This is a genomic window from Methanoregula formicica SMSP (assembly GCF_000327485.1).
Lineage (GTDB): Archaea > Halobacteriota > Methanomicrobia > Methanomicrobiales > Methanospirillaceae > Methanoregula > Methanoregula formicica.
Genome location: NC_019943.1, coordinates 102789 through 115451, shown reverse-complemented (window position 1 = coordinate 115451; position 12663 = coordinate 102789). Strand labels below are relative to the sequence as shown.

The following is a 12663-nucleotide window of genomic DNA, read 5'->3' as shown; positions in this document are numbered from 1 at the left end:
TACCTTATCCGGTCGTGATCAACCATGACGGTGGCAGAGACCAGCGGAGCGGAATCAGGAAGGATGGACCCGGAACGGAAGCGCCTCGCGGCATTCCTCCTCTGCTTTACCGCCTTTGCCACCATGCTCGGGATCGGGATTATCACTCCCGCCCTACCATTGTACGCACAGCTGATGGGGGCAACCGGCTTCTGGATAGGTGTCATCTTCTCCTCCTTTGCCCTGTCGAGGACGGTCTTTTTGCCGGTCTTTGGCGCGATGTCGGACTCCTGTGGCCGGAGGAATCTCCTCCTCATCGGCCTTGCCGGGTACTCCCTCTTCTCCGCCCTGTACGTGCTCGCGGACTCGGTGTACCTGCTGACGCTCATCCGTTTCCTCCATGGCATCGCGGCAGCGATGGTCTTCCCCATTGCCATCGCGTACATGGGGGACATTGCGGATGTCGGGGAAGAGGGGCGGATGATGGGCGGCTTCCACAGCGCGGCTTTCCTCGGGATGAGCTTTGGCCCCCTTATCAGCGGGGTCCTGATGGACTACCTGGACATCTCCGCGGCGTTTCTCTGCCTCTCCCTCATCACGGCCGTCACTGCGGTTGTCTGTTTCCGGTTCCTTCCCGATCACCGGGCAAAGCCCCGCGACCCCGTCCCGTTCCTTACGGCAGCCTGCCACCCGGCCCTCCGGATACCGGTGTTCTTCTACCTCGTGTACTCGGTAGCGTACGCAACGTACCTCGTGTACCTCCCCGTTATTACCGGGACGGTGCAGCACTTCACCGGAACAGAGGTAGGCGTCCTGATCTTTGTCGGGACCGTCATCGTGGCCGGGGTCCAGAAGCTCTCCGGCAGGATCGTGGACCGGTCCAACAAGTACTTCCTCCTGGCCATTGGCATAGCGGTGATCGCCGCAGCCTCGTTCGGTATCGGGCTTTCCGCGACCTTCGCCGAATACCTGGGTGCCGTCATCGTGCTCGGCTGCGGCTTTGGCCTCTCGCTCACCACCATCGCAGCACTGGTGACCATTGCCGGCCGGGAGACAGGCCAGGGCGCTGCCGCGGGCATCGCTAGCATGGCTCAGGGCATCGGCCTGATGGTCGTTCCCGTCATCTTCGGGGTCGTGATGGACACCGCGGGGATCCACGCGGTCTTCTTTGCAACAGCGGCGCTCACGCTCATTGCTGTCCCGGTCCTCCTGGCCGTCGGGAGGAGCCGCCCAGTGGAGCTGAAGACTGCCGCTCCCGCACCCGTGGAACGGTAAGGAGATCACCATCGGCAGGCTGGAAAAAAACCCTGCGAATTGTTCCAACATCCTGCCCGCTATATACCCCCGCATCCAACCACTGTATCAGGCCCGGAACAACCGGGCAGGAGAGAACAACCATGACCAGACAGATGATCCGCAGGAACTGTCCCGGAAGCAATGAGCGTTTCCGCAGCCATACCGAAAACGAACGGAGGGACACGCCGCTGTCCGTGTTGTGGGAGATCTTTCATCACGCGCCTTCACTGCCCGTTCCGGCCGTGACGGAGTCCCACCTCCAGTAGTACGGATGAAACCATCATACACAGGCAGACTCGCCCGATTCACCTTCGTATCATTGCATTGGCACCAGCAGCAGACCGACGGCCGGGGAAACACCCCCCGCCCTCTTTTGAAGGGTGACAAACCCTTCGACCACAAAGCACTCATTACACCCTGTGCCACAGCTATGCATCATGTCATTACCCCAATTACCACCGTTTTTTTACCAGATTTTCGAATCTCTTCCGCGGCAGGGGCCCGGGTCATCAGAAGCGACCCGGAAGGTGTGGTCGCTGCTCCCCTCCGTTCCCCGGGACGCAAAAATCCTCGATGTCGGCTGCGGGAGCGGGACGCAGACCCGGGATCTTGCGGCCCTCACCACCGGAACGATCACTGCTGTCGACATCCACCAGCCGTTCCTGGATAAGGTCGATGCATGGGTCAGAAAAGCCGGCATGGCACACCGGGTCAAAACGATCTGTGCCTCCATGGACGCCCTGCCGTTCGACAAAGGATCGTTCGACCTTATCTGGTCCGAGGGAGCCATCTTCATTGTCGGGTTCGAGAAGGGCCTCAACCTCTGGAAGCCGCTCCTGAAAAAAGGCGGGTACATGGTCGTGTCCGATGCCGACTGGTTCGAGCCAAACCCTCCCGAAGAGCTCAGGAAATGGTGGGAGAGCGAGGGATACATCCCTGTGCCCGAAGAGGAGATGAAGGAGCGGGTGAAGCGGACCGGGCTCCGCCTTGTGGCAACGTACCGGCTGCCGGAGGCCGGGTGGTGGGATAACTACCATGTCCCGATGCTGGCCCTGACCGCGGAGCTCCGGAAGATCCACGGGAAGGACCCGGGGAATGCCGCCCTCCTCGATGCTTTTGAGCACGAAGCGGACATGTACCGGAAGTACAAGCGGTGGTACGGGTACACGTTCTTCGTGATGCAGAAGGTCTGAACCGGGCGCCGGTTAATACCATCCCTCTATCACTGGTTTCGTACGAAGCGGGCTGCAATCTGTGGTTACCGGCCGTGCCGGTAACGCAGCTGTCACCTTCGCCCTCTCTCTGATAATGCTCCCGCTCATCCCCGGATATCTCGGCAAGGGAGCCTGAAACTACTTATTGTTATACGACAGAAGAGGGTACAGGAGTGATGCGATGAACTGGTGTATTTCTTTGTGTAATGATCCACACCGGGTGTACATAAAAGAAAATTACACATTGAACAATTCCTTCATTTCATCATAAAATTTTCAGGCCTACAAAAATCCAACAGAACAACGAACCCCTCGTCATCTTTTATTCATCCGGTTTTGATTGCACAGGGCGACATTTCAGATTCCATGAACATCGCCCGGACGTTACGTCAGGTAATCCCTGATGGTTATGCAAAACAGGAAGCCATACCATGAGTATTCATTCGTTTTGCAGGGACTGCGAGCATATCATGTCCAAAATGGTACCGGGAATCCATTCACCGCTCGTTGAAGAAGTATCGTGCCCAGCACGGTTCAACCCAATGGAAGGGAAATGGAACCCGGAGCGTGGTGTGAATCCCTACGAATGTCCACGGAACGAGCAGTTCATGCAATTACTACAACGCCGTAAAGCACGATCATCCCGATGAATGTACGGATGCGGGTTGATAAAAAAGGGAGAGAACGGCCGGCTAGGAAAACCGGTCTTTTCAGGTCCCGGATCCGGTTGAAAGGACTGAACAATGCGACTGGTTCCGGGCCACCGGAACGATCACCGGTGCCCCGCCCTCTTGTGGCAGTGCGCTGAACATTTTTCGTGCACGAACCCCTCCTCCCGCTTCATCGTCCACTGGAGGAGCGGGATGATCGCGTCCCAGAGTTCCCTGCCGTCATCGGTGAGGTAGTACTCCGCGAGGCCCGGTTCGATGCGGCGGCCTGCGACCGGTACTACCAAGAGATCGAGAAGGAGCTGGGCATGGCCGGTGTCTGCGGGTTCTGCCTCTGGGTCTGCCCGCACGGGCGGAAGAAGGGAAAAAAGGGAGACACGGCACGTACCGGATGAACCCCCCGGGGGCTTTCCCCCGGTTTTCCCCCCGAGGTGCGGCCCTCTTCCTGCGGGATTCCGGTTATCGATCCCTTCCGGCATACCACGGAAATACGATCCGGAGCTCTCCGACACCTTGAAATGGATTTCCGCATATGATACCGGTATGCGTGTTTCTTTTCCCGGCCTCTGTGCCGTTGTCTGTGTACTGATCCTGGTCGCTGCTGCCGGTTGTACCTCACCGGGCGGGGCCGGGCCTGCTGCTGCCACGCCCGTATCCGGTGCCGTGCAGGACACCGGGCGGGTGATCGATCTCAACGATCCGGCCGCGCTGAAGGCTTTCCTGGAAAAGTTCGACACGTACGCGGAGACTTCCCGGGAGAAGGCCGGCATCTCCGGTATGGCGGTTGCAGTCGTCAAAGACGGGAACGTCATCATCATGAAAGGCTATGGCACAAAAACTGTCGGGAAAGCCGACCCGGTGACCAACGATACTGTCTTCCAGATTGGCTCGACCTCCAAGGCGTTCACCGCGGCTCTTGTTGCGATGGAAGTGGACCGCGGGCGGATGAACTGGAGCGACCCGATGACACAATATGTCCCGGACTTCGCCATGAGCGATCCCTGGGTGACAAAGGAGTACACGATCACCGATTCCCTGGCACAGCGGAGCGGCATTGGCGACCACTGGGGCATGGACCTTGCCACCTTCGGGCTCGACCGGGCCGACATGATCCACACCCTCCGGTACGCAGAACCGGTCTCCAGCTTCCGGAGCTCGTTCATGTACCAGAACGTGCCCTTTGTCGCGACCGGGGCGGCGATCGAGAAGACGAGCGGCAAAACCTGGGAGGATAACCTTCAGGAGCGGATCTTTACTCCTCTTCACATGACCGGTGCTTCCTCGACCTATGCAGCGTTCCAGGCCTCGCCCGATCACGTGACCCTGTACCGGCACGGTGTCCTCTCCAACAACACGACGGGCGCAATCCCTATCGATCCCGACTGGGCGTTCAACAACGTCTCCTACGAATTTGGCCCGGCCGGCGGGATCAACGCGAACATCCAGGACATGGCGGCATGGACGATCTTCCAGCTGGGTAACGGCAGTTACAACGGGCAACAGCTCATCAGCCCCGCGGGCATGGCCTACATGCACACCCCGCGGACGCCCGTGAGCGACACGATGATCTCCCAGAAGAACTACTATTGCCAGGCATGGATGTATACCGGGCAGGACGGCACCCCGGATATTGTCTGGCACGACGGCGAGACGCTCGGTAGCCACTCGGTGGTCCTGATGGTCCCTTCCAGAAACCTCGGGATCGTGGTCCTGGCAAACGAGGCCGGCGGGACAGCGCTTCCCGACGGATTAGCGTTCGCGTTCTACCGCCAGGCCTTCGGGCTCGCAAACCCCGATGTCTCCGCGATTGTTCAGGCACAGGCCGACAAGAGTAATGAACAGCTCCTTGCAGACCAGCCGGTCCGCCCGGCTCGCCCGGCGGAGCCGCTCGCCCCTGAAAAATACACCGGGAGTTATACGAACACTATCTATGGGAAGGCCGTGGTCGCAGAACAGGCCGGTAACCTGACGCTCACCTTCGGGAAGACCCCGGTGACCTTCGACCTCTCGCCTTGGGACGGGAACACCTTTGCCTCCACCTGCCCGCAGTGGGGACCGGACTATCACGGCCAGGTCATGTTTGCCACCGGTCGCGACGGAACCGTGACGGGCCTTACCACGAGCCTCATCCTCGATAAGGATTTCAAGCGGGACGCTGCGTTTGTCCGGGTGTGACGGTATCATACCGGTCACCCTTTTTTCATCAGGGTCAGTTTTGTCCGGAAATCCTCCCGGAGGCCAGGCACGGCGAGGGAGTCACGGCCTGCCGGGGCACCGGGAGTCCCGGAATAAACCCAGTCCAATCTTCAGCAACAGAAAAACGGGATAGTGAATATGGTAGTTACTTTTTCACGAGTTTCAGGATCCGGATCGCGAGCCACGCGGCATTGTCCCCGTTGTCCACGCCCACGCAGGCAACCGGGACTCCTTTTGGCATCTGCGCGATGGAGAGGAGGGCGTCCATCCCGTTCAGTGTCCCTGCAACCGGGACACCGATCACCGGCTTGTCGGTCTTTGACGCGATGACGCCGGGCAGGGCTGCCGAGAGCCCGGCAATGGCGATGTAGATCTTTGCATCGCAGGTCTTGATGTAGGCGTCCAGCTTGTCGGGGTCCCGATGGGCCGAGAGGATCTGCGCATCGTACGTGATGCCGTTTGCGTCAAGGACTTTTCTCACCTTGTCGGTGATCGCCGCATCGGAAGCGGACCCGGATACAATCGCAACGTCTGCCATAACTGCTATCCAAACTTATATTGCGTCTTTCTTAAAATACTATGAGCAGATCCATATGGAAAAAGAACTTCTCCTGATGATGCCAGGCCCGGTGCCGATACCGGAGCGGGTCAGGTTCGCGATGTCGCGTCAGGCAATAAACCACCGCAGCGCCGATTTCGGTGCCGCGTATGCCGACTGTGTACGGGTTCTTAAGACCTGCTTTGCTACAAAGAACGACCTTGTTGTGATCAGCGGTTCCGGCACTGCCGGCATGGAGGCCGCAATCGCCAATGTCTCACGGGACAAGAAGATTGCCTGTCTCGTGAACGGTAAGTTCGGCGAGCGGCTCTACAAGATCAGCCAGCGCTATGGCAAGGCGACCGAGATCAAGTCCGAGTGGGGCACCCCCCTCAATCTCGAGAAGCTCAAAGAAGAGCTTGAGAACGGTGCCGAGGTTGTGACCCTAATCCACAACGAGACCTCCTGCGCCATCAAGAACCCGGCCGAAGAGATCGGCAGGCTCTGCAAAAAGCACGACGCCCTGTTCCTGATGGACGGCATCACCTCTATCGGCGGCGACACCGTGGAAGTCGACAAATGGGGCGTTGACATCGCCATCACCGGCTCGCAGAAGTGTTTTGCCGCGCCTGCCGGCCTTGCCATGGTCTCGGTCAGCCCGAAGGCCTGGGAACGCATGACGAAAAACCCGCCGTACTACCTCGACCTTGCGGCATACAAAAAGAGCGCGAGCGGGACCCCGATGGAGACACCGTACACTCCGGCTGTACCGCTCTTCCTTGCCCTCCGCGAGGCCTGCCTGATTGTCGAGGAAGAAGGTCTCCCCGCCCGGATCGCCCGGCACCAGAAGATGGCAAAGGCAGTCCAGGCAGCGGCGCAGGCATGGGGCCTTACCCTCTTCCCGAAGATCGACAAGCTCCACAATTACTCGTCCACGGTCACGGCAATCGAGTACCCGGCCGGCGTCAAGGATGACGAGATGCGGGGCATTGTCAAGAAGATGGGCATCATCATCGCCGGCGGCCAGGACCACCTGAAGGGGAAGATCTTCCGTATCGGCAACATGGGCTCGGTCGGTCCCCTGGAGATCCTTGCAACTCTTGCCATCACCCAGCACGCGCTCAAAAAGTGCGGCTATGCGGTGAAGGGCGACGGTGTCGGCGCAGCTGCCGAGGTGCTGGGATGAGAGTCGGTATTGCCGACACTACCTTTTCACGCGTCAACATGGGAGCCATCGCAGTCGATGAGCTCAGGAAACATGCCAGTGTGGCCATCGAGCGGGTGACGGTGCCGGGGATCAAGGACCTTCCCGTTGCCTGCAAGAAACTGATCGAAGAACGCCGGTGCGACATCGTCATGGCGCTTGGCATGCCCGGGGGCAAGGATAAAGACAAGATATGCGCCCACGAGGCATCGACCGGCCTCATCCAGTGCCAGCTCATGACGAACACACACATCATCGAGGTCTTTGTCCACGAGGACGAGGCCAAGGACGACCGCGAGCTGGCCTGGCTCATGGAGCAGCGGACCCGCGAGCATGCGGTGAACGCGGTGAAGCTTGTCCTGCACCCAAAAGACCTGGAACGGCAGGCCGGCACCGGCCAGCGCCAGGGATTTGAGGATGCCGGGCCGGCCCGCCGGTGATGCAATCACAAGAGTTTATGACCAACCAGACGAGATGATCTGCTATGTGCGATACCAATCCGATAAAACTGGGATTCGTTGTCGCGGAGTTCAACCGCGACATCACGTATATGATGGAGATCGAGGGCCGCGAGCACGCAGCGTTCCTCGGCGCTGAAGTGACCGAATGCATGTATGTGCCCGGCGCCTACGACATGCCGCTTGCCATCAAGAAGCTGCTGACTGCCGGAAAGGTCGATGCGGTCGTGACGATTGGCTGCGTCATCGAGGGGGCGACCCAGCACGACGAGATCGTGGTGCAGCATGCGGCCCGGAAGATTATCGACCTCTCCTTAGAGTTCGGCAAACCCGTTGCGCTCGGCATCTCCGGCCCCGGCATGACCCGGCTCGAAGCCAACGAGCGGATCGACTACGCAAAGCGGGCTGTCGAGTCAGCCATCAAGATGGTCAAAAGGTTACGATGAAGCCGCTGTCGGCAAAGATTGCCGGCGTAACAGAATCGGCAACCATCGCCATCTCCAACAAGGCCAAGGCGATGCAGCGGCAGGGGATCGATGTCATCAGCCTGTCTATCGGAGAGCCTGATTTCGCCACCCCGCAACACATCACGGACGCCTGCATCGATGCGCTGAAGCGGGGCGAGACGCATTATGCGCCGAGCAGCGGCATCCCTGAGCTGACCGCCGCAATCGCGGAGAAGATCGAGCGGGAGAACCATTTCCCCTGCACGCCCCAGCAGGTGATTGTCGCCTGCGGGGCGAAAGACGCGATCTACGAGGCCTGCGAGGCCGTCCTGAACCCGGGCGACGAGGCGATCATCCTCACACCGGCCTGGGTCTCCTACGAGCCCTGCATCCATATCGCTGGCGGGAAAACGGTCTTCCACGAGATCAACCAGAAGACCTTCCAGCTCGATGACTCTCTTCTTGAAAAGGTCAACAACAAAACAAAAATGATCATCGTCAACTCGCCCTCGAATCCCACAGGCGCTGTTTTCAACAAGAAGTCCATGCAGCTCGTAGCCGATCTCTGCACGGACAAGGATCTCTACGCGATGTCGGACGAGATCTACGAGAAGATGATCTACGGGAAAGAGCACCTCTCGCTTGCGGCAATCGGCGACATGCACGAGCGCACCATCACCATCAATGGTTTCTCCAAGGCCTACGCGATGACCGGCTGGCGGCTCGGGTACGCGGTTGGACCAAAGCAGATCATCACGGAGATGTCGAAGGTCCAGCAGCACTCCATCAGCCAGGTCACGACCTTTGCCATGTGGGGCGGAGTTGCGGCGCTCAAGGGTGACCAGCAGTGCGTCGAGAACATGCGGCAGGAGTTCGACAAGCGGCGGAAATACGTCATGGGCGAGCTCAAGGCAATGGGCTACGAGACGGCCCCGGCCGAGGGTGCGTTCTATGCGTTCGTGAAGGTTGCCGGTAACGATATGGAAGTGGCATCACGCTGGCTTGACAAGGGGCACGTGGCTGCTACACCGGGCAGTGCGTTCTATGCATCGGGTTGGATCCGGCTGTCGTACGCGGCTTCGATGGAGAAGCTGAAAGAGGCGATGGCGAGGATCAAGCGGGTTGGGTAGAAGAGCCCGGGTTAATTCCACGATTTTAAGCAATAATTCGTCCTGAGTGCTTCTCAGGAAACCGGCCGATCTGAGTTGGTTTCCTGAGAGACGCTATTTTTGAGAAGCAGCCGCCGGTGTTTTGCTGAGATCAGACATGTCGATTCAATAGACACGTTCCAAAAACGTGTCGAAAAAATCAGAAAAAATCGACATGTCACTATGGCTCTCTCAGGAGATGGAGGAGAGCGGGATGAATGTAAATCCGCTCCCGGCCAATTTTTCTGGATTCGAGTACGCCGATCTTTTCCATTTCCTGAAGGTAACTCGCCGCAGTCTGGCGCTTGGCGATACCGGCATCGACAACAAACTGGGTCTTGCAGTATGGCTGGACGAAAACAAGCTCTACCAGGTCCTTTGAATAAACCGTTGATGGCAGTTCACGCTTGCACTTCTCTGTTGTCTCATCAAGAAGATGTCGTATCGCAAGAATTCGCTCATATGTCCAGACAGATGTTTCCTCAATGACCGAGAGCATGAAGAGTATCCATTCTTCCCAGGCACCTTCTTCCGTTACCTGACGGAGCAACCGGTAGTAATCGTTTTTCCGGGCTATGATCCCGCGGCTTAGGTATAACACGGGGATATCGAGGAGTCCCCGCTCGATAAGAAACAGGATATTCAGAATACGCCCGGTACGCCCGTTCCCGTCTTCGAACGGATGGATCGCCTCGAACTGGTAGTGAATGAGGGCGAGGCGGATTAACGGATCAATTGAGTTTCCTTCGCGGATGTATTGCTCCAGACGGTCCAGTTTATCACGGAGGATATCCCCGCCTTCAGGTGCAGTATATATCGTCTCATCGGTCGCCCGGTTCTTGATCTTGGTATCCCCGAACCAGCGGATCTGGACCTCGCGATCCAGCAGAACCTCGCAGATCTCTTTAAGAACAACGTTGGAGATGTGGTATTTACCCAAAAGATCGTATCCTCGACGTAATGCACTCCGGTAACGCAGGACTTCCTTTGTCTGGGGATCGGTTGCTGCACTTGGGATAATGGATGCCCGGTACAGATCGTCTCCTGTTGTGACAATATTCTCGATCTCCGAACTTGCTTTTGCTTCCTGAAGCGGGATAGCGTTGATGAGGATGGCCTGGTTGGGAATAAGATCGCCGGCACCTTTCAGAGTGGCCAGAGCCCGGTGTGCCGATATACATTTTTTCAGGATTGGTTTTGTTTCGAGATCTATTGCCGGAGGAAGTGGCGGGAGCTCGTTATTGGGACGGAGACGATTAAAGGCCATATTCCGCTCCCTTCAGCAGGTTCATTATAATATACTGACGTCTTCTGAATCATCAAATTGCTGGTGAATGAGGATGGGATCACCTCGCCACGATTTTACCAAGAGTATGTATTTCCAAGATGGCTGAGGGTGCGCTCTATTCGTTCGTGAAGGTTGCCGGAGCTGAAATGGAAGTGGCATCACGCTGGCTTGACAAGGGGCACGTGGCTGCTACACCGGGCAGTGCGTTCTATGCGCCGGGATGGATCCGGCTGTCGTACGCGGCTTCGATGGAGAAGCTCCGCGAGGCGATGGCGAGGATCAAGAGGGTGGGGTAGAAGAGCAGGTGAAGAAAGTCTTCTGGACCTTCTTCATGTCGATGGCCGGGCAGATCCTAGCACAGGTGCTGGACCCGGTGACAGCTCAGCAGATGTCGGGTTGATTACGGGGATGTGTGGGTGAAAACCGAAGGTCGTATACCATCGCCCACCTTTTTTTCTCCATTCAGGATAAAGGGCCGGTTTTTTCAGGCTTGAAATAAACTCTTGGAATTCTGCATTATGAAGATTCGGGAGAAGGTTCCAGGGATAACACCGGCATCACCCCCCTGTTTGGGACAAGATATTTTTCAAGATATTGCCGCACTTCAGGATAGATCTCATACCGGACATTTTTCCTGTTTTTTTGTATGGAGACAATTCCATCATCACTAAGTCTTCTCATGTACCATGTAACCAATGGTCCTGATATTCCCATCATCACTTCCAGATTCTTCCTGTTCGTATCGGGATTATCAAGCAGTAATATGAGAATACGGTTATCAGTCTCATTCCGGATATGCTTAAACACCGTTTTCTCTACCTCTGAAAATTTCCTGGAATTTTCGAAATACCGTGTATGGCCGTTCATATTCATAGCGGAGATCTTTCCTGTTGTCATGAGAATGATGAGATGGTACCGCAGTGTCCCGGGTTTGATGTCGGTCTTTCGCACTAAGGAATTGAAGTAGATACCCGGATTATCTTGTATACAATGATAGGCAAGACTCCGTGTGTCATTTTCAAATACGATTGTTCTGGTAACATGCCGGTATCCCAGATATGCGTATAGTTTGATGAATAAGAAGAGTTCAACGGGGAATCCGATAAAGGAGGATACAGAAAGAGCCAGTGCGAGCAACATCATTCCCGGGGGAAGGTCCCAGAAATCGACCGGCACGGTTTCCAGCGGCGTACCCGTATCCATATCTGGTGTTACCGGTTCGACCGTGTATCCATTATGAAACCCGCAGGAACCGGATGGTACTAACGAAAATGAACAAAGAACAAGAATCAGGATGATTCCGTACCTGATCATTTTCTTCATCCATGAATATTCAGGGTACGATAAAAAAAGGGTTATGGTCTAACTCGCGGATGCAGAATAAGTGTAGCTTTGCACGCCACTCACCCGGTATCCATAAACCTTCGACCACCAGGTGCCGGATGCAAGACCGCCGGATTTGGAAATCCTCAGGTTAACCCGGCCATCGATCCGCCCGTCCGCGGAATCATAGTAGGGACCGAGTGTGGTATCTGGGGCAGCGATCGTGAGCGAGAGGGAATTTGAAGGGGTGCCCCAGTACAGATCGGCAAAGAACGAGGTTTTTCCCGACGGTACATATGTTGAATACCATTGAGTCTGTCCCTGGGAAATCGAGGCCGAACTCATTCGGGATATTTCCGGCAGCCTGAGGGTATTGTCGCCAGGTGTCACGACATACCCGTCTTTTTCTTCAACAATCTTTGCCGATACAACCGGTACGGTCAGTGCCGCACCGATAACTAACAACAGTGCTAACCAGTGAACCTTCATGGTATCACGGGAAAGCGTTCCAATTACAGATTAATACCTTTTGTCGGTCAAAACTTTACACGTTGCTGAAGTGTAAAGTTTTGGATGAGAGAACGTTTATAGAAGGATTGGGTATTTGTGATGCGGTTATCTAAAACGATACCCGTCGATCCGGAGAGAACATGGTATCACAACCTTATTCTCTCTCCGGGTTGTTGGTTCCTCTCGTTTTTAAAAAACGGGTTTTTTCAGGTTCGAACGTATCTCGTTTATTGGTGAATAAAAATACCTTTTACGAAATAGTTCGTGTGATTGGTATTCCAGGGACATGTAAAGTTTTGACCGACAAATCGTTTATAATCCCGGGGCAAACTGCTCATTGCGGACAGCCGGAGGGCGTCCCAATCAGTGGAGGACGGGGTTTACATAAGTATGCA

The 12663-nt window shown here is 56.3% G+C and carries 13 protein-coding genes; 8 read left to right on the top strand and 5 right to left on the bottom strand.

The genetic code is table 11. From position 1 onward, the window contains the following. Positions 1 to 24: 24 nt before the first annotated feature. Both METFOR_RS00605 and METFOR_RS00600 read left to right on the top strand, forming a co-directional pair. A complete protein-coding gene (locus tag METFOR_RS00605) occupies positions 25 to 1254 on the top strand; it encodes an MFS transporter (protein ID WP_015284170.1) in 1230 nt (409 codons plus the stop codon). Positions 1255 to 1802: 548 nt separating this feature from the next. Next, positions 1803 to 2468 (top strand): class I SAM-dependent methyltransferase, encoded by a 666-nt coding sequence (locus METFOR_RS00600; RefSeq protein WP_233504418.1) that lies wholly within the window; start codon positions 1803 to 1805, stop codon positions 2466 to 2468. 793 nt (positions 2469 to 3261) lie between these two features. Here METFOR_RS00600 and METFOR_RS15185 read toward each other — a convergent pair. After that, positions 3262 to 3507, bottom strand: a complete 246-nt coding sequence (locus METFOR_RS15185) for a hypothetical protein (RefSeq protein WP_158491335.1) — start codon at positions 3505 to 3507, stop codon at positions 3262 to 3264. A gap of 193 nt (positions 3508 to 3700) precedes the next feature. Between METFOR_RS15185 and METFOR_RS00590 the strand changes: the two genes are divergently transcribed. Next, on the top strand, positions 3701 to 5332 hold the full coding sequence (locus METFOR_RS00590; protein WP_158491334.1) for a serine hydrolase: 1632 nt from the start codon (positions 3701 to 3703) through the stop codon (positions 5330 to 5332). Positions 5333 to 5498: 166 nt separating this feature from the next. On the opposite strand, the gene METFOR_RS00585 is transcribed toward METFOR_RS00590, so the two are convergent. Beyond that, the gene (locus METFOR_RS00585; protein ID WP_015284165.1) at positions 5499 to 5891 is read right to left on the bottom strand and encodes a 5-(carboxyamino)imidazole ribonucleotide mutase; all 393 of its coding nucleotides are present in this window, start codon (positions 5889 to 5891) and stop codon (positions 5499 to 5501) included. 55 nt (positions 5892 to 5946) lie between these two features. Between METFOR_RS00585 and METFOR_RS00580 the strand changes: the two genes are divergently transcribed. Genes METFOR_RS00580 through METFOR_RS00565 form a run of 4 tightly spaced genes read left to right on the top strand, consistent with a single transcriptional unit; the run spans position 5947 to position 9129 of the window. After that, complete coding sequence (locus METFOR_RS00580) at positions 5947 to 7077, top strand: pyridoxal-phosphate-dependent aminotransferase family protein (protein ID WP_015284164.1); 1131 nt, start codon at positions 5947 to 5949, stop codon at positions 7075 to 7077. Further along, the gene (gene ribC / locus METFOR_RS00575) at positions 7074 to 7535 is read left to right on the top strand and encodes a riboflavin synthase (RefSeq protein ID WP_015284163.1); all 462 of its coding nucleotides are present in this window, start codon (positions 7074 to 7076) and stop codon (positions 7533 to 7535) included. Before METFOR_RS00580 ends, ribC begins: the two co-directional genes overlap by 4 nt. Positions 7536 to 7579: 44 nt before the next feature. After that, complete coding sequence (gene ribH / locus METFOR_RS00570; RefSeq protein WP_015284162.1) at positions 7580 to 7999, top strand: 6,7-dimethyl-8-ribityllumazine synthase; 420 nt, start codon at positions 7580 to 7582, stop codon at positions 7997 to 7999. Beyond that, positions 7996 to 9129, top strand: coding sequence for a pyridoxal phosphate-dependent aminotransferase (locus tag METFOR_RS00565; RefSeq protein WP_015284161.1), 1134 nt, complete (start codon positions 7996 to 7998; stop codon positions 9127 to 9129). Before ribH ends, METFOR_RS00565 begins: the two co-directional genes overlap by 4 nt. Positions 9130 to 9328: 199 nt before the next feature. Here METFOR_RS00565 and METFOR_RS00560 read toward each other — a convergent pair whose 3' ends face one another. Further along, positions 9329 to 10414 carry a Fic family protein gene (locus METFOR_RS00560; protein WP_015284160.1) on the bottom strand — a complete coding sequence of 362 codons (1086 nt, stop codon included), beginning with the start codon at positions 10412 to 10414 and terminating at the stop codon, positions 9329 to 9331. 119 nt (positions 10415 to 10533) lie between these two features. Between METFOR_RS00560 and METFOR_RS15180 the strand changes: the two genes are divergently transcribed. Next, complete coding sequence (locus tag METFOR_RS15180) at positions 10534 to 10731, top strand: aminotransferase class I/II-fold pyridoxal phosphate-dependent enzyme (protein ID WP_324602931.1); 198 nt, start codon at positions 10534 to 10536, stop codon at positions 10729 to 10731. 220 nt (positions 10732 to 10951) lie between these two features. Here the strand turns inward: METFOR_RS15180 and METFOR_RS00550 are convergent, their stop codons facing one another. Next, positions 10952 to 11758, bottom strand: coding sequence for a winged helix-turn-helix transcriptional regulator (locus METFOR_RS00550; RefSeq protein WP_233504417.1), 807 nt, complete (start codon positions 11756 to 11758; stop codon positions 10952 to 10954). 39 nt (positions 11759 to 11797) lie between these two features. After that, positions 11798 to 12247, bottom strand: coding sequence for a hypothetical protein (locus METFOR_RS00545; protein WP_015284158.1), 450 nt, complete (start codon positions 12245 to 12247; stop codon positions 11798 to 11800). Between the last annotated feature and the right edge of the window lie 416 nt (positions 12248 to 12663).

Bases quoted from the DNA above. Each gene is read 5' to 3' on its own strand.
- METFOR_RS00605 (WP_015284170.1), top strand. From the start codon at position 25: ATGACGGTGGCAGAGACCAGCGGAGCGGAATCAGGAAGGATGGACCCG.
- METFOR_RS00590 (WP_158491334.1), top strand. From the start codon at position 3,701: ATGCGTGTTTCTTTTCCCGGCCTCTGTGCCGTTGTCTGTGTACTGATC.
- METFOR_RS00585 (WP_015284165.1), bottom strand. From the start codon at position 5,891: ATGGCAGACGTTGCGATTGTATCCGGGTCCGCTTCCGATGCGGCGATC.
- METFOR_RS00580 (WP_015284164.1), top strand. From the start codon at position 5,947: ATGGAAAAAGAACTTCTCCTGATGATGCCAGGCCCGGTGCCGATACCG.
- ribC (WP_015284163.1), top strand. From the start codon at position 7,074: ATGAGAGTCGGTATTGCCGACACTACCTTTTCACGCGTCAACATGGGA.
- ribH (WP_015284162.1), top strand. From the start codon at position 7,580: ATGTGCGATACCAATCCGATAAAACTGGGATTCGTTGTCGCGGAGTTC.
- METFOR_RS00565 (WP_015284161.1), top strand. From the start codon at position 7,996: ATGAAGCCGCTGTCGGCAAAGATTGCCGGCGTAACAGAATCGGCAACC.
- METFOR_RS00560 (WP_015284160.1), bottom strand. From the start codon at position 10,414: ATGGCCTTTAATCGTCTCCGTCCCAATAACGAGCTCCCGCCACTTCCT.
- METFOR_RS15180 (WP_324602931.1), top strand. From the start codon at position 10,534: ATGGCTGAGGGTGCGCTCTATTCGTTCGTGAAGGTTGCCGGAGCTGAA.
- METFOR_RS00550 (WP_233504417.1), bottom strand. From the start codon at position 11,758: ATGAAGAAAATGATCAGGTACGGAATCATCCTGATTCTTGTTCTTTGT.
- METFOR_RS00545 (WP_015284158.1), bottom strand. From the start codon at position 12,247: ATGAAGGTTCACTGGTTAGCACTGTTGTTAGTTATCGGTGCGGCACTG.